Source organism: Methanobrevibacter sp., from assembly GCF_017432245.1.
Taxonomy (GTDB): Archaea; Methanobacteriota; Methanobacteria; order Methanobacteriales; family Methanobacteriaceae; genus Methanobrevibacter.
In genome coordinates, this window is the sequence record NZ_JAFRJO010000088.1 from 1 (window position 1) to 17,147 (window position 17,147).

The 17,147-nt window shown below is 33.5% G+C and carries 17 protein-coding genes and 1 tRNA gene; 12 read left to right on the forward strand and 6 right to left on the reverse strand.

Annotated elements, in window-relative coordinates; all coding sequences use genetic code 11:
• The 8 genes from IJI80_RS07115 to truD all read left to right on the forward strand — a co-directional run.
• On the forward strand, window positions 1-784 hold a 784-nt coding region (locus IJI80_RS07115), incomplete at its 5' end, for a carbon starvation CstA family protein (RefSeq protein WP_292788807.1).
• Window positions 785-926: 142 nt separating this feature from the next.
• Complete coding sequence (locus IJI80_RS07120; protein ID WP_292788808.1) at window positions 927-1,184, forward strand: 4Fe-4S dicluster domain-containing protein; 258 nt, start codon at window positions 927-929, stop codon at window positions 1,182-1,184.
• Between the two features lie 52 nt (window positions 1,185-1,236).
• Window positions 1,237-2,610 carry an AIR synthase-related protein gene (locus IJI80_RS07125; RefSeq protein WP_292788810.1) on the forward strand — a complete coding sequence of 458 codons (1,374 nt, stop codon included), beginning with the start codon at window positions 1,237-1,239 and terminating at the stop codon, window positions 2,608-2,610.
• A gap of 75 nt (window positions 2,611-2,685) precedes the next feature.
• Window positions 2,686-3,096: a pyridoxamine 5'-phosphate oxidase family protein gene (locus tag IJI80_RS07130; protein ID WP_292788812.1), complete on the forward strand. Its 411-nt coding sequence runs from the start codon at window positions 2,686-2,688 to the stop codon at window positions 3,094-3,096.
• 76 nt (window positions 3,097-3,172) lie between these two features.
• On the forward strand, window positions 3,173-3,562 hold the full coding sequence (locus IJI80_RS07135) for a hypothetical protein (protein WP_292788813.1): 390 nt from the start codon (window positions 3,173-3,175) through the stop codon (window positions 3,560-3,562).
• 199 nt (window positions 3,563-3,761) lie between these two features.
• Entirely contained in the window at window positions 3,762-4,217 is a 456-nt protein-coding gene (locus IJI80_RS07140; protein WP_292788814.1) for a hypothetical protein, read from the forward strand.
• 132 nt (window positions 4,218-4,349) lie between these two features.
• Window positions 4,350-4,423, forward strand: a tRNA-Arg gene (locus IJI80_RS07145).
• Between the two features lie 90 nt (window positions 4,424-4,513).
• The gene (truD, locus tag IJI80_RS07150) at window positions 4,514-5,872 is read left to right on the forward strand and encodes a tRNA pseudouridine(13) synthase TruD (protein ID WP_292788815.1); all 1,359 of its coding nucleotides are present in this window, start codon (window positions 4,514-4,516) and stop codon (window positions 5,870-5,872) included.
• Window positions 5,873-5,910: 38 nt separating this feature from the next.
• Here truD and IJI80_RS07155 read toward each other — a convergent pair whose 3' ends face one another.
• The 3 genes from IJI80_RS07155 to IJI80_RS07165 all read right to left on the reverse strand — a co-directional run bounded on the left by IJI80_RS07155 (window position 5,911) and on the right by IJI80_RS07165 (window position 8,685).
• A complete protein-coding gene (locus tag IJI80_RS07155) occupies window positions 5,911-6,492 on the reverse strand; it encodes a TMEM175 family protein (protein ID WP_292788817.1) in 582 nt (193 codons plus the stop codon).
• Between the two features lie 49 nt (window positions 6,493-6,541).
• Entirely contained in the window at window positions 6,542-7,756 is a 1,215-nt protein-coding gene (locus IJI80_RS07160) for a cytosine permease (RefSeq protein ID WP_292788818.1), read from the reverse strand.
• Between the two features lie 83 nt (window positions 7,757-7,839).
• Window positions 7,840-8,685, reverse strand: coding sequence for a pyridoxamine kinase (locus tag IJI80_RS07165; protein WP_292788819.1), 846 nt, complete (start codon window positions 8,683-8,685; stop codon window positions 7,840-7,842).
• A 294-nt stretch (window positions 8,686-8,979) separates the two neighbouring features.
• On the opposite strand from IJI80_RS07165, the gene IJI80_RS07170 reads away from it, so the two are divergent.
• Entirely contained in the window at window positions 8,980-9,369 is a 390-nt protein-coding gene (locus tag IJI80_RS07170) for a DUF126 domain-containing protein (RefSeq protein WP_292788820.1), read from the forward strand.
• Between the two features lie 29 nt (window positions 9,370-9,398).
• Window positions 9,399-10,637 (forward strand): amidohydrolase family protein, encoded by a 1,239-nt coding sequence (locus IJI80_RS07175; RefSeq protein WP_292788821.1) that lies wholly within the window; start codon window positions 9,399-9,401, stop codon window positions 10,635-10,637.
• Between the two features lie 89 nt (window positions 10,638-10,726).
• Here IJI80_RS07175 and IJI80_RS07180 read toward each other — a convergent pair whose 3' ends face one another.
• Window positions 10,727-10,978 (reverse strand): hypothetical protein, encoded by a 252-nt coding sequence (locus tag IJI80_RS07180; RefSeq protein WP_292788822.1) that lies wholly within the window; start codon window positions 10,976-10,978, stop codon window positions 10,727-10,729.
• Between the two features lie 269 nt (window positions 10,979-11,247).
• Between IJI80_RS07180 and IJI80_RS07185 the strand changes: the two genes are divergently transcribed.
• Together IJI80_RS07185 and IJI80_RS07190 are read left to right on the forward strand one after the other, a co-directional pair.
• A complete protein-coding gene (locus IJI80_RS07185; protein ID WP_292788823.1) occupies window positions 11,248-11,460 on the forward strand; it encodes a heavy metal-associated domain-containing protein in 213 nt (70 codons plus the stop codon).
• A 156-nt stretch (window positions 11,461-11,616) separates the two neighbouring features.
• Window positions 11,617-14,097, forward strand: a complete 2,481-nt coding sequence (locus tag IJI80_RS07190; RefSeq protein WP_292788825.1) for a heavy metal translocating P-type ATPase — start codon at window positions 11,617-11,619, stop codon at window positions 14,095-14,097.
• 83 nt (window positions 14,098-14,180) lie between these two features.
• On the opposite strand, the gene IJI80_RS07195 is transcribed toward IJI80_RS07190, so the two are convergent.
• Both IJI80_RS07195 and IJI80_RS07200 read right to left on the reverse strand, forming a co-directional pair.
• Window positions 14,181-15,032 carry a hypothetical protein gene (locus tag IJI80_RS07195; protein WP_292788827.1) on the reverse strand — a complete coding sequence of 284 codons (852 nt, stop codon included), beginning with the start codon at window positions 15,030-15,032 and terminating at the stop codon, window positions 14,181-14,183.
• A 112-nt stretch (window positions 15,033-15,144) separates the two neighbouring features.
• On the reverse strand, window positions 15,145-16,620 hold the full coding sequence (locus tag IJI80_RS07200; RefSeq protein ID WP_292788829.1) for a TrkH family potassium uptake protein: 1,476 nt from the start codon (window positions 16,618-16,620) through the stop codon (window positions 15,145-15,147).
• Window positions 16,621-17,147: the final 527 nt, after the last annotated feature.

Below are 17,147 nucleotides of genomic sequence, written 5' to 3' on the forward strand. Positions count from 1 at the left end.
AATACCTGAATTCACAACTCCTGGGCTTTATTTAACCACAAAATCTATCTTCCCATTCTTATTTGTTACTATTGCTTGTGGTGCTATTTCAGGTTTCCATTCATCCCAATCTCCAATTGTTGCAAGATGTATGGAAAATGAGAAGGATATGCGTTTGGTATTCTATGGAGCAATGGTTGTAGAAGGAATACTTGCATTGATTTGGGCAGCTATTGCTATGGCATTTTTCCACGGGCAACCTCAATTGGCGGTTATTTATGGTGCTACGCCTGCTGTTGGCGTAAATGAGATGGCTACAATATTGGTTGGCCCTATTGGTTTGGTCCTTACAATCATTGGTGTTGTAATATGTCCAATCACTACTGGAGATACTGCTCTACGTGCTGCTAGAATAACTGTTGCAGACGGTTTTAAATTGGATCAAAAGACTTTCATGTCCAGAGTGAAAATAGCATTGCCTTTATTCATCATATCTTTTGCATTGACATTCGTTGATTTCTCATTGATTTGGAGATATATGGCTTGGGCTCAATTGTTCATAGCTGTAGCGGTATTGTTAGCTGCAACTGTCTATCTTATTGAAAATAAAAAGCATTTTATCATTACATTCGCTCCTGCTATTGTATGCTTGGTAATAGCTATTGCATATATTTTACAAGCTCCTGAAGGATTGAGATTAGATTCATTTATAGCTAATCTGATTTCTGTAATCATAACTGCTATTTTCAGTGTTTACTTTATTTTCAAGTACAGAAAACCATCAAAGGATTTAAATGAAGCTTAATTTGAATCCTTTCTATTTATTTTTATTTTTATTTTTCATTGTCCTTGATGTCTTTTACTAATTTTAATATTTTTCTAATTTTTTTAACAATTTTCAAATTCATTAATAAAAACTTATTAATTTGTTTTAATAAAGTAAGTTTATGGGACTATTTTCATTTTTTAAAAGAGATAAATCCGATGAAAAAAAGGAAGAAAAAGGTTTGGCAGAATCTCATATTGAGATAAATAGAGAAAATTGTAAAGCTTGCCAGAGATGCGTTTCAGTCTGTCCAAACAACAGTTTTGTAATTATTGATGGCAAATCATCAGTTAAAGAGGATTACATTTGCAGAGACTGTAAGGTTTGTGTTGCAGCTTGTCCGAATCAGTGTATAAATTTTGTAAATTTTGAATCATAATTATCATATTTTTTTAAATTGTTAATTAAATTTTTATCTAAATGGTGTAAACATGGATATAGAAGGTTTTGTAAGAGGAAGACTTACTAAAGGTGAAGATGAAGAAGAGCTTAAGTCTATCCTTGCAGAAAGAATAAGAGAATTTAAGGACATTTCAGATGAACATTCAATATTGATGGCTGAAAGTGTCATTGATGAAGTCAAGACCACAATGGAGCTTAACAATACTGAAGATGAATTCCTAAAGGACATCATCACTGTGCCAAAGGCTAATGTTGGCATGGGAAAGATGGGTGTAGGCTCCCGTGGTGCAGGAGACTTCTTTGTACACAGAAAGATTGCACAGATTGTCAAAAGTGCAAATGTCCAATCTGTAGTTGACCCAAATGCTCAGGATGACGGAGGAGTTGTTAAGGTTCCTGCTCCTGGAGATGATGTTTATATAACCACTGCTGTTGACGGAATTCACTCAAGACTCAGTGAATATCCATTTTTAGGTGGTTTCCATGTAACCAGAGCTACCTTAAGGGACGTCTGTGTAATGGGGGCAGACCCAGTAGCTATTCTAAGTGATCTTCACTTGGCTGATGATGGAGATATAGGCAAATTGTTTGACTATACTGCAGGTGTATGTGCAGTATCTGAACTTATTGATGTTCCTCTTGTTGCAGGAAGTACCTTGCGTGTAGGCGGGGACATGGTTCTTGGTGACAGGTTAGTCAGCTGTGTTGGAAGTGTAGGTGTTTCACAGTACCCTCCAACTGCAAGAAAAGGAGCAACTGAAGGAGATATTATTCTTATGACTGAAGGTGCCGGTGGTGGAACAATCACTACAACTGCTCTCTATAACGGCTACTTCGATGTTGTATGGGATACAATGAACATCAGTTTCGTAAAGGCTTCCAAGGCATTGTTTGCTGCAGATCTCGTTAAGGACGTTCATGCAATGACAGATGTGACCAATGGTGGTCTTAGAGGAGATGCTCATGAGATTTGTGAAACAACTGGTGTAGGATTGGAGTTCTACCATGACAAGATCAAGTCCACCGTGGCTCCAAATGTATTGAATATGCTTGAAGATTTGGATATTGATCCTCTTGGTGTTTCTACAGACTCTCTCATGCTTGTAGTGCCTCCGGAAATTGCTGAAGATGTTAAAAAGGTAGTTTCTGATGTTGGCGTTTACATTACTGAAATCGGTGAGGTAAACGATAAAGGTTCCCCTATTCTCATGAAGGAAGATGGAACAGAAGAAACTTTAGTTCCTTTATTCAGGGAAGCTGCATACACTAAAATCAAAAAACTTGTTGGAGATACAACTCCAGAAGACTTTGAAATCATGAAGGAAAAGGTGCAAAAGGCAGCGGATAATTCCATTAAGAAAAAAGAAAGAGTTATTGATTATATTTTATCTAATAATAAATAATTACAAGATTTAATTATTTTATTATTTTAATTATTTTTTTAAATTTTTATTCTTAAAATTAAACAGGTGATATAAATGGCAGAAGGTGCAGAAAGAATAGATGAATTTATGACTGAAGCAGGAGTGTTTTTCTTAGCAACTGTTGACGGAGACAAACCAAAGAACAGACCTTTAGGTTTCCATCTTCTCAAAGATGGTAAGCTTTACTTTGGTGTGGGAAATCATAAGGATGTCTACAAACAAATGGAAGCAAACCCTTATGTAGAAATTGTAGCTCTTGTAGAGACTGATTTCCTAAGATACTATGGAAAAGTTGTATTTGAAGAAACCTATGACATGGCAGATGCTATAGTTGCAGGAAATGAATTCTTGCAAGGAATCTATAATGATGAAACCGGTTTTAAAATGGCTATTTTCCACTTGGAAGAAGCTACTGCAGAAATCCGTGATGTAACCGGTAAAATCAATGAATCCTATAATTTCTAATTAAATTATTTTTTTTATTTTCTATTTTCTTTATTTTATCTATTTTTAATATTTTTTAAGTAAAAGGCGTGTATTTATGAGTTTGCTTCAAAATTTTATGGGAATTTTTAAAAAGCAGGATGAATTGGATTTAGCTAAAGACTTTAAACGGGAATATGAAGCTAATAATTTAGAAAATATGAAATCAATTGTAGATAAATTTGTTGATCATTATCATGATTCTTATTACGCTTCCTGTTCTATGGTGATTTATATTATTCTTTTGTATAAAGAGGATCCTTTCAAAGTGCCTCCAAATAGGCTTAATAACTTAAGCATTATGGAGAGAAATATAAAATTCTTTGATACCCTTGGCACTGACTCATTAGATAAGGAAGAGCTGGAACTAAGACAATGGTATAGAACAGAAGTTCAGAAAAATGTCAAGTTAATGGAATCAGAAGGATTAAGATTTTCATCTGAATAAATGGGTTTCAAGAACTTTATTTCAATTTATTAATTAGTCTATTTTTATTTTCATTTTAATATAATTTACATTTTAAATGTTATTTTTTAATTTCAGTCAATATTCTAATTTTAAATCAATATTAAAGTCATTTTAATGCTTTAAAAAGCTTTTTATAGGTTTAAATCAAATATAAATTTACAAATATTTAAGTGATTTTATGTTTAATTTAATCAATGACAATAAGGGATTTGCATCTTTGATAGATGCATTGCTTTCCATTTTCATTTTGCTTATGGTCCTCATTGCTTTCAATATGATAATTGATATTGATGTCCCAAGTTTGTCTGAAGAAAACCATGATTTTAAGACAAGCCAAGACATTATGGAAATCATGTCATCCAAGGTCGATGGAAGGGATTATACTTTAATTGAAAGGATATCATATATCTTATCCAGCAATAACAATTCCATTGTCTCAAAAAGAGAAGTAAAATCGTTATTAGATGATTTTTTTTCAGCTTATTTAGATAATAATCATCATTATGCTTTTGTAGAAAGCAATAATTTGAATGGAGAAGTATTGTCTTCAAACGGTGACTATGAAAGTTCAGATAGAGTCAATGTAGCTATTAGAAACTATGGAAATTACTCCTATAAATTGTATTTATTCTAATTCCTTTCTTGTCCATTCTACTTTTATTTGTGTTCATAGCCAAGATTTATATATTGGAATATACTAATATATTTATGTTATAATAGTGCCTGACTTATTTTAGACTATTTTTACTATTTTTCATTTGTTCTTGCCCTGGTGGTGTAGCTTGGATAACACGTGGGACTGCGGATCCCATTCCCCGGGTTCAAATCCCGGCCAGGGCATTTTTTATTTTTAATAACTGATTTTAACTTTTTTAAAGAATTGATAAATCATTAATTTGGATTTATTATTTTTATTTTAGAGGAATGGCTATGCTAAATGCAAATACTTATGTAACAAAGGAAGAAGGTATCGGTGGAACAATCAGAAACAGATGGGAAGACTTCTATGTAGAGGAAATCCCTGAAGTGATTCCTGATGGAGAAGGTCCAAACATTTACATCTGGATTGAAAAATTGGGAAGAACCACCCTTGATGTTTTGCTTGACATTGCAAGAGACCTTCATATAGACAGGAAAAGAATGGGTTTTGCAGGAATGAAGGACAAGAAAGCCATTACTCGCCAATGGATATGCATAGCTAATATGGATTCTGAAGAACAGTTCAATCAAGTCAAGGCATTGGAAGGAACTATTCACAACACTGAATTCCTAAAGGTTGTAAGAGGAAGAAAAAAGTTAAGAATGGGCCAACTTAAAGGAAATAAGTTCCGAATCTTGGTGAAAGACATTGATGGAATGGGCTCAGAAGATGAGGAGACAAGAAGATTAGCTATTGAAGATGCAGCTCAAAGAGCTGATGCCATTTTAAAGACTCTTGAGAAAACAGGTGTTCCTAATTACTTCGGCTGGCAAAGATTCGGAAAGCCAAGAACCAACACTCATTTGGTTGGTGAAGCTCTCATTCAAAATGACTTGAAGGAAGCTGTAAGAAGATATATTGGCAATCCTTCTCCAGAAGAAGGTGAAGAAGCTAGAGCAGCTCGTCAAGCATACGATGATGGAGACTGGGAAAAGTCCTTGGAATTGATGCATCCTGGAATGCGTTATGAAAAGATGATGATTAAGGTTCTTATTAAAGAGAAAAAAAGAGCTATCAGAAAGATTGCTGAAAAGGAAGGAATCGAACCTGAAGAAGTGGACAAATCTCAAGTGGAATTGTCAGACAAGGCTTATAAAAATGCCATTCATGCACTTCCAAAGCCACTTCAAAGAATGTTTGTTCATGCTTATCAATCTTTTTTATTCAATGCTGCAGTAAGTGAAAGAGTGGCTATGGGAATGGACAAATACATTGAAGGAGATATCGTTATAGACAAGGAAGAGCGTATTGTAAGGGATAAAAGCAATGAAGAGTTTCAGGAAATGGTGTCTTCCTTTGAAATAAACCAGACCTGTCCATTGTACGGTACAAAAGTTCCATTTGCAGGTGGAGAAGTAGGAAAGATGGAAGAGTCTATTTTAGACAGTTATGGATTGACTAAAGCTGATTTTGAAGTTCCTAAAATGCCTCGTTTAGGAAGCCATGGCCTTAGAAGAGCTATGAGATTCCAGGTATGGGATGCAAGTGCAGTGGCAACTGATGATGGTGTGATGTGTGAGTTTTCCATTGATAAAGGGTCCTATGCAACTGCAGTATTAAGGGAAGTCATGAAAAAGGACGTTTATTAATTCTATTTTTTTTAGAAAATGACATTGGGATTTTTTATTCATCCTTTCAAAGACACATATAAAGACCTAATAATTGTAATCAAGCAGCATATAATGATTGCAATAGGGTATCCAAGTAGTGCTATAATGAATCCGACAATGAATATTGCAAATGGAATGTACAATGCATCTCTAACATTCAGTGCACTTTTTAAGTATTCCTCATTTTTCTGATTTATTTCAAGCAAGGATTTTGCCATATAATATAGGATTATATCAACGATAATAAAATCAAGGCCGTATAATGCTTGTGGAATGAACTCATTTGGATGATTTGCAACGAAGATTGTCAAATAAGGAATCAATGAGAATACAAACATCAATAAGATGTTTTGCCAAATGATTTTAGTATTGATCCTATCAACATGATTGTAGATTAAATGGTGGTATTGCCAAAGGTTAGCGCATACTAAAAAACTTATTACATATGCAAAATAAGATGTTTTCAAGGCCCAAATTGATGCAAGAGATGCAGTTGCAGGTTGTGGCAATTCCAAAACAAGCACAGTTACAATAATTGCAATGATTGCATCATAAAATGCTTCGAGCCTACCGGTTTCCATAAAATTCTCTTCAGCCATAATTATAATTTTTTATTATAACTATTTATATATTTGTAATCTTGCTATTCTAGCCTTGAATCAAATTTGATTGAGGTCTATTTTTCACTAAAACCCCAATATAAGCCAGTGCAGCTGACACCATTATAGCAAGCAATGTTGGACCTAATGGGATTGAATCAAGTCCTACAGTCAATTGATACACTATAAACCCTGCAAACCATGCAAACATGTTCCAGTACCAAATCTTTGTATTTCCAGTATCTTCTTTTGAAATGAAAAATGAAACCAAAAGCACTGCAGCCATAGGTGCAAACACTGATGCGATAAGATATAGGAATCCAATGTAGTGATCCATGATTCCTGAAATGGCAAGTATACAGCTTAAGATGCTGACTACAACTCCAGCAATTCTAGGATTGATTCTATTAACGATAGCCTTTGAGGATTCTCCAGCTGAATTTGCCGCTACGAAGTTGGATGTTACAGTTGAAAGAACTAGAATAATTACTCCTTGAGCTCCAAGACCTGCCATAAGGATTGATTGTGCAATGCTTGTTGTTCCAATTCCAACGATTTGCATACCTAAGACATACATCCAAAGGCTTGCTATAGTGTATGCAACTGCAGAAATCATTGTTCCATTTACAGGTTTTTCAACATCCTTAGTATAGTCTGAAATTACAGGAAGCCATGAGATAGGCATAGCTATTGATATTTCAAAAATATTCCAGAAGCTTAGTGCGGGGTTATTTGTGCTTGCAAAGGATGCAATAGGCACTACATTTGAAATGTTTCCTCCCCATAGCTTAAATGATAGGATTGCCAGTAATACAGTTAACACCACCATCATGACAGTGGTTACTTTTGATAAGCGGTAAAGTCCAACATAAACCCATATTGCAATAATTACAGAGAGAATTATGCAGGTTAGAGTGAAGGATATTGGCAAATTCAATCCCATCATTGCTGCTGCACCTTGAGCATTCAGCACTGCTACCCATGCTATAAGCTGCATAACATTCAATGAGGAAAAGAATTTGGAACCGTAATCACCAAAAGTGGATTTGATGGTTTCCATAGCATTCACTCTTAGGCGTGCACCGACTAATCCAGTAAAAAATAGTAAAATTCCACCTATAATGTGTCCAAGTACCAATGGAAGCCAAATGGAATCAATTGGGGCTGAGGAAGCAAGCTGTATTCCTGCTTCTATTTCTGAAACAGAGATAGCAACTCCAAACCAGATAACCCCATTTGAAAAAAGACCAGTACGATTTTCCATGTTTTGCCTACTTTAAAGTGGATTCAATAAATAATTTCAAATATATTTTTATTTTTATTTTTTAACAATTAAATTGTTGTGTTTTAAAATGTCTTTAATAAATCGTAAAGTTCAGGAATTGCCTGTTCGAATTTAACTCCATAGGTATGGGTTTCATCACCAATTGTTTTTTCAATTGCCTTTTTAGTGAATTCCCCAGCTATTTTAGTTGCAGCTGAAGAGGATTTTCCTAACATTGTTGATCCAACAAATGATGAAGCAAAGACATCACCGGTTCCGTGAGATACATAGTCTACCTTATCATTGTAGACAATATCAATTGTGTCTTCAACTTTATCTAAAATGATCATTCCCATTTCATGATTGTCATTTTCATATCCTTTTAGGATAACATATCTTTTAGTGAATTGGGAAAGCTCTTTAGCCATTTCCAACATTTCCTCTTTGGAGAATGTTTCTTTCCAAGGCTTATGGAGGATATAACAAGCTTCAGTTGTGTTAGGGAGAATATAGTCTCCTAATTTACAAAGTTCACCCATAGCATCTGCGAATTCCTGGTCAAATCCATTGTAGAATTCTCCATGGTCTGCCATAGCAGGGTCTACAAATACAAGTCCCCCATCTTTTAATCTTGAGTCTATGATGTCTTTTATGTAATCTAATTGTTCTTGTGATGCAATGAAACCAGTATAGATTGCATCAAAACTTATTCCTTCCTTTTCCCAATGTTTTCTAATTTCAGGAAGGTCTTCAGTCAAGTCTCTAACTGTGAAATCTGTAAAACCAGATGTGTGTGTAGATAATACTGCAGAAGGAAGGATTGCAGTTTCAATTCCAAAAGCAGAAACTACAGGGAGTGCAACAGTTATTGAGCATTGTCCATAGCATGAAATATCTTGAATAGTTAAAATTTTTGTTGTTTTGTTCATTCTTTCAAACCTATTAGTATTTTAAATAATTACAGTTAATTAGTATTTTATTTTTAATATATAATAATTTTCTTAATTAACTCAATTTGTTATCAAATCATATTTTATAACAATTGTTATATACTTTAAAATATATAAATATTCGTTGTAGGGTACAAAAAGATACAATAAAAAATTTTAAAATTTTTATAATAGAATTAATAAATTAATTATATTTAATGATAATTTTTAAAAAGTTTAAATTTTACTTTTTGAGTAGTTTTAATTAAATTATTTTATTTCACATGTGATTTTATGATAGAATGCAGAAATATTTCTAAAGGAAAAGCAGAAGGGGAACTAATTGTATCAAGTGAAGCAATTAGTTTTTTAGGTGGAGTAGACCCTGAAACCGGTATAGTCATTGACCCAAACCATGAACTCAAAGGGGAATCCATTAAGGATAAGGTCCTTTTCATTCCAGGAGGTAAGGGTTCTACCGTAGGATCTTATGTAATCTTCCAGATGATGAAAAACAACACAGCCCCTAAAGCAATTATTTGCCTAAAGGCAGAACCTATTATAGCGACTGGAGCAATCATGTCTGATATTCCAATGGTTGATTCTCCATCAAGTGTTGAAGAATTGGTTAATGGACAAATGGTTGAAGTTGACAGTGATAACGGTAAAATAACTTTATTATAATTGATTTTGATTTACTTTGAGTTGGTTTTATGTCTTCTATTTATATTAAAAATGTAAATATTATCAATCCTTTTAGTGAGGAACCTCTTAAAGAGCGTCATGTTTTAATTGAAAATGGCAGAATAAAGTCCTTGCATACAGAAGAGTCTTCATTATACAAAGACCATATTGTAATAGATGGTGAAGATGATTACCTATTGCCTGGTTTTATAGATTCCCATGCTCATATCATGGCAAATGGATTTCACAAAGAGGATATCATGAAAGATCCTCTGTCATATTACTTCTACAATGCTGTATCCAATATGAAAGCAACAATTGATGCAGGAGTAACTACTGTTCGTGACACTGGACTTGCGGACATTGGAGTTAAAATGGCTCAGGAAAAGAAGATTTTCCCCGCTCCAAGATTGAATATTTCAATAAAGCCTTTAGCTATTACAGGAGGACATTTTGACCATTATTTGAATTCAGGATTTGATATGGAAATCGCATATCCTGGGTTTCCAGTTGGAACCTGTGATGGTGTGGAAGGTGTTTTAAAGAAAACCCGTGAAGTAATAAGGGCACGTGCAGATTTCATTAAGATAATGGCAAGTGGAGGAATTCTATCCCCATACACTTCTCCGGACATTGCACAATTCAATAAGAAAGAGCTTAAAACAATTGTAGATGAGGCAGAAAATCATAATTTGAAAGTGGTTGCCCATTGTCATAGTTTGGAAGGAATTGAAAGGTGTGCAAAGGCAGGTGTAAAATCAATTGAACATGGTACTTTCATTGATAAGAAGGCTTCACAGTTACTTGCCAAAAAGAGAATGTATCTCACTCCAACATTGGTAGTTCATCACACACTAATTAAAGAAGGTTTCCCAGTTTGGGATAATTTTGCTGATGACAAGGTAAAGAAACTTAAAGAAGTTGTTAAAATACAAAAGGAAAACATAGCTACCGCTTATGAAGAGGGAGTGACCTTCCTAATGGGTTCTGACTGTGGTGTAATAGACCATGGAAGAAATCTTGGTGAATTAAAATACCTTGTTGATGTAGGATTAAGTCCTCTTGAAGCTATTCAGGCAGGTACCATTGAAGGGGCCAGATTCTTCAATCAGGAAAATGACTTAGGTTCCATTGAAGAAGGAAAAATAGCGGATATGATTATTGTAAAAGAGAATCCAATTGATAAAATAGAATCTTTAGCAAATAATGATAATATTTTAACTGTAATTCAGGATGGAAAAATCTTGAAGCATAAGCCTATTTTTTAATTGTTTAAAAAGAGAGTTTATTAAATAGGGAATTCAGTTTAAATCAGAAAAATAGCTTTTTTTTAAAAAAATAAGAGATAATAAAAATATTATCTCTTGAAAATCCCTTTTATTTTGTCTAAGATACCAGTAGTAGTGAGGACACCTACACCTATGGTGTAAATATCTTTAGCTCTCGCCTTATCCACTCCCAGTTTCTCAGCAATCAAGTTAACTATCACGTCTTCAGCTCCTCCGCCAGCAGAGAAGTTGTTTGCGAAAATATCACTAACGATATTTCCTTGGTCTTCAGTCAAGTTAGCTTGTTTCATAAGTTCTTGAATAAGATCTGCATTAGTCATAATAAAATATTTGTTTTTATTCATATTTAATACCATACTATTTATTTTTTGTAGATGATTTTTTAATTTAATCAAACATTTGTCTATTATTCACAGAAATTTTTTTATTAATCAGTTTACATTTTTCTATTTCTCTAAATATTTTTCAATAATTATTTTTAGGTATACCAAAACTTTATATGTCAGTAATATAAATTAATATTATAAATATTTTTATTATATAAAAACAAAATTATTTACAACAATTAAAAAATTTATTAGGTGAAAATATGGCAATCGATAAAAAAGAAGTAAAAGTTGTAGGAATGCACTGTCCTTCATGTGCAAAAGCTGTTGAACTTTGCATGATGGATTTGGATGGTGTAGAATCTGCTGTTGTAGATTTGGACGCTAATAAAGTAGAAGTCGAATATGACAATGAAAAAGTGTCTGATGTGGACTTAGCAGGAGCTGTTAAGGAAGCAGGATTTGAAGTGGAATAATTAAAATGGTTTTATAAACTATTTTTTTATTTTACATTTTCATTGATTATTTTTTCACTTATATTAAATGATTTAGACATTCTATTTAGAAATTTATTATAATTATATTTATTTTCATGAACTATTTTTTTTAATGATTAATTGGGAGGAATAATAATGGCTCAAAAAGAATTGAATATTCCAGTGGATGGCATGCACTGTTCATCCTGCTCATTGCTTGTTGAAAAATCACTTGGCAAGCTTGATGAAGTGGATTCCATCAATGTTGATTTGAATACCAATAAGGCTCATATGGTCTTGAATGACAAGATTTCTCCTGATATAATCGATAAGACCGTTGAATCAGTTGGATTTACAGTTCCAAAAGAGGAAGTTGTAATTCAAATTGATGGCATGCATTGCGCTTCCTGTGTAAACAATGTGGAAAAGTTCCTTCCACGTGTAGATGGTGTTGTAGAGGCAAATGCAAACCTATCCAATCAAAAAGTCACCATAAAGTACTATAGGGATATGTTGAACCTAAAGGAGATTCAAAAGACCATTGAGATGTTAGGATTTGAATACATTGGTCTTGATGGTGAACTTGATGTGATGGATGAAGAGGAAAGATACCAAAAGGACCTTAGAGGCAAATTATACAGAATCATTGTTGGTTTGATATTTGCAGGAATTTTAATGGCAATCATGCAATTCCATATAATGATTCCTCCATTGACTATGGGTCAGCTTTCATTGATTGTAGCTATTTTCCCATTCTGTTATGTAAGCTATCCGATCTTAAAGGCAGGATGGAACTCATTCAAGCATAAAAACTTGGATATGGATGTGATGTATTCTATGGGTATTCTTGTAGCATTCGTATCAAGTGTTTTAGGAACTTTTGGCATAGTTCTTGACTCAAGTTTCATGTTCTATGAATCCGCTGTAATGCTACCTTCCTTTTTGACTATTGGAAGATATTTGGAAGCAAGGGCTAAAAGAAAAACATCCTCATCAATCAAGGAGCTTATTGGACTGCAGCCAAAAACAGCAACTCTTGTCACAACCGATGAATCAGGCAATTCCATTGAGAAGGAAATAGATATTGAAGACATTGAAATAGGAAATATCCTGCTTGTAAAGCCTGGTGAAAAGATTCCAGCAGACTCCATTGTAGTTGATGGTGAAAGCTATGTTGATGAGGCTATGATTACTGGAGAACCGGTTCCTAAACTTAAAAAGGCAGGAATCAATGTATTCTCAGGAACAATCAATCAGGATGGTGCCTTAAAGGTTGAAGCCCAAAAGATTGGTTCAGAGACAGTGCTCTCACAAATCATTCAGCTTGTGGAAAAAGCACAAGGATCCAAACCTCCTGTACAGAGGCTTGCAAATAGAATCGTCAGCTGGTTTATACCTGTAATCCTTACAATAGCTATTATTGTATTCCTATTATGGTACTTTGTAGCAAATTCTGGACTGCTTTTTGCTCTCACTTGCCTTATTTCAATTCTTGTGGTTGCATGTCCATGCGCACTTGGTCTTGCAACTCCAACAGCAGTGACTGTAGGTGTTGGAAGGGCAGCAGAGTATGGAATTCTCATTAAAAATGGTGAAACCTTGGAAAGCTCTAAGGATGTTGATGTATGTGTATTCGATAAAACAGGCACAATTACAGAGGGCAAACCGGATGTAGCAGATATCATAGCATTTGATGGTGATGAATCAAAATTCCTTCAAATACTCTCAAGTGTTGAGAACAATTCCAATCACCCTATTGCAAAATCCATATTAAGCAGATTTAAAGCCAATAACATTCAATTGGCAAATGAAGGAAAAGAAGATCTTTCATTGCTTGAAGTGGATGATTTTGAAAACATCACTGGTAAGGGATTAAAGGCTAAAGTAAATATTGACGGTGAGATGAAAAACGTTCTTGCTGGAAACCTTAAGCTTATGGAATCAGAAGGAGTAAGTTTAAGTGATGATATCTTATCTGATTTCGACAATTTCGTATCTGAAGCAAAAACAACTATTGTGATGGCTGTTGAAGGCGAGATTAAAGGAATAATCACTTTAATGGACAAGATAAAGGAAAATTCAAAATCAGCTATTGATGAATTGCATAAGATGGGCATTGAAACCTATATGCTTACAGGAGACAATGAAAAGACTGCAAGTACCGTTTCAAGTGCAGTTGGAATAGATAATGTAATGGCGAATGTGCTTCCAAATGACAAGCTCGACAAGGTTCGCCAACTTCAAAAAGAAGGAAAAAGAGTCTTATTCGTTGGTGATGGAATCAACGATGCTCCTGCATTATCTCAAGCTGATGTCGGTGTAGCTATGGGAAATGGTACAGACATTGCTATGGAAAGCGGTGATATTGTCATTATGGAAGGAGATCTTGAAAATGTGGTGGCTTCAATACAGTTCTCTAAAAAGGTCATGACAAGAATCAAGGAGAACCTTTTCTGGGCATTTGCATACAATATGATTCTTGTTCCTGTAGCTGCAGGTATACTTTATCCTATTTGGGGCATAGTTTTTCGTCCAGAATGGGCAGGTTTAGCTATGGCATTAAGTTCAGTTACAGTAATCAGTTTGTCCCTATTGCTTAAACGCTATGTGCCACCAATTAAAAAACAAGTAGCTTAATGAGTCCATTGTTTGATTAAATGAATTTTTAATTAAATGAATGGAATTTCATTTTCTTTTTTCATCCAATCCCATTTTTTTATTCAGTCCTCTTTTTTTAAATCATCAGAACTTTCAGCATTATTGTTAATGTTATTGCTTTTAATTAACTCTTCCAATTCTTCAAATTTCTTATTGAAGTGTCTTGATACAAGTGCTGTAGCTAATGTTGCGGTACCAACACCTGATAGGATATATCCTCCCCAAACAAGGAATAAGCTATTCAATTTACCAATTGGGCTGTCACCTAATACAGCATAACCATTACTTGTAAATGCATTTGAAACCATTACCAATGAGTCCAATAAATTTTTTCCTTCAGCAAATGAGGTAAAAATGAAACTTACAAATACAAGTCCAAATAACAACAAGATACTTATTCCCAATCCATTTGATTCAGTATAATGAATGAATTTGCCATAATACACTTTTATCACATAAGCTAATCCTATAAAATGGATAGCTAATAATATCATCAATAATATTGCAGGGTCATCAAGGGTAGAGTGTAGCAATGAAGAAAGAGGGATTAAAAACACCATGATTATTTTTTCTGTTGCGGTATCTTTTTTAATTGCCAAACAAGCTATCAATGATACAATGGTGTCATAAAAAATGAAATGTCTGTAAAAGTCATCTGATGCCCAAAATACTATGGAATAAAGGATATCTACAAAACAAAGTGTTATGATTATAAGATAAAAGACTTGCTTTAAAGTTTGAGTCTCTTCCTTAGGCAAATATTCGGTTGCATTCAATAACCTGTTATGCCTATTTTTCTTAAGATATTCGATTATGTATGAACTTATAAAATAAAGCCCAAAGAAGAATATTATTGCTAAAATTATGAATATTAACTGTTCAGTTATGTATATGAGACTTGCTTGACTAACCATTAATTTTCCCCACTTAACTTTCAATACTAATAATTTGATTTTATGAGTAATTAAATTATGTATTATCTTAAGTTAATTACCTTTTTGGATTTGGGAGTAATTAAGTTAGGGATTATATGTTAATTATTCTTCTGAACTTTCTTTTAGCTAATTTTAAGCTTTGTTCAAATGTCCTGAATCCTAATTGTATTGTAAGTAAGATAGGGATGATCTCCAATCTTCCTATCCACATCAAGAATATCAGCATTATCTTAGGGAATGTGGCTAAGCTTCCATTGATTATGCCTGTACTCAATCCAACGTTACCTATTGTAGAGGTCACATCAAACAAGGAATTGATCGGGTCATTTGTATAGAAAGTCATTATTATCCAAGATATGATTAAAAACATCAAGTAAACCATAATGTATGAGGATGCTTCCTTAATTTCCCTTTCATTAAAGGTTCTGTTTGCTATCTTCGCACTCACAACTCTTTTAGGAGCAATTACATTTGTAACGGTAAGGTTTATTCCTCTTAGGAATGTAATTACCCTAATTGTCTTTACAGCACCTACTGTTGATCCGGAAGAACCTCCCATTACCATTAAAATCATTATGATAATCAATGAAGCAGGTGCCCAAGATGCCAATTCGCTGGAACTTGCAATATTTGCACCTGTTGTTGTCACTGCTGAGACTATATGGAATATCACGTTCATTGGAGCCATATGTGTTATTGCAGCAATCAATATTCCGCTGATTATAATGCTTAGAATAATTGCTTGGAATTGTATATCCTTTATTATTGATTTTCCTTTTGTCTTTACCAGATTATAATGGACTGTAAAGCTTGTAGCCCCAAGCAACATTAAAATCATTGTAATCAAGTAGACAATGTTGTTGTTATAGAATCCTACATTTGCATTCTTTATTGACATTCCGCCAGTGGAAATGGTTGTAAATGTAAGATTTATAGAATCAAATAGAGGAAGGCCTGCCAAAAGGTATAGTATGATACCGAATAAAGTGTAAATAAGATATATTTGTATTGTTTTGTTAAGGGTATTCTTAATGTTTGGCCTAATCCTATCGTCTCTTGCTTCTGATTTATATAGCTTGAATGCAGAGGTTCCGGGCTTAATAAGGAGGCTAATGAAAATGATTACCACTCCTAATCCACCAATCCATTGCTCAAGACTTCTTAAAAATAGGATGGACATTGGCAGTGATTCCACATCATTGAACATGGTCAATCCACTTCCTGTCCATGCGGAAATGTTTTCAAAAAAGGCATCTATAAATGATATGTCCAATATCAGCATCATTATGATAGCGCCTACAAATCCTGCCCATAGCCAAGCGACACTTGATATGAACATACTGTGCTTGAATTTAAGTTTATCGTACTCTTTAAATGTTTCAACGAATAAAAAACCTAATCCAATTGATATTGCTGGTGGAATCAAGCCAATAAGGTATGTTTGTTCAAGGTAGCAAAGGTCTATTAATATGGGCACCATCAATATTGCCCCTATCCCTATCATAATGTATCCAAGATAATGCAAGATGATTTTTATATCTTGTCTTGATAAGTAATTTATCCTCATAATTCCACCTTATTAGTTAATGGATTGGACTGGATTTTTAATGAATTCATTCTTTTTTGCTTCTTCAATACTGGGAAAAAACACTTTTAATCTCCTTTATTATATATATTTTAATTATATATTTTAAATCATGTATACTTTATTATGTATAATGTACTATTTAAATCTTTGTTGTACAAAAATATACATTAATTAAAAATCTTGGCAAATAGATAAATAATAAAAAAATTTAAATAATGATTTAATATAATTATAAACATTATTCAATATATTTTAAAAAAAATAAATATTTTTAAAAATAATTCAGTCGATTATTAAGTTCTTTTAGTTTATAAATAAACTATAAAAGCAAATAAGGACTAATATCATTTAAAAATCTAATCCAAAGCCATTAGTAAAAAGGTGGACATTATGAGGATAAATTACTTATCAAGACAAGATATAAAAATCATCTTGCATTATCTTGGATACATTATGATAGGGATAGGGGCAATATTGATGGTGCCCATATTAATAGACCTTTGCTA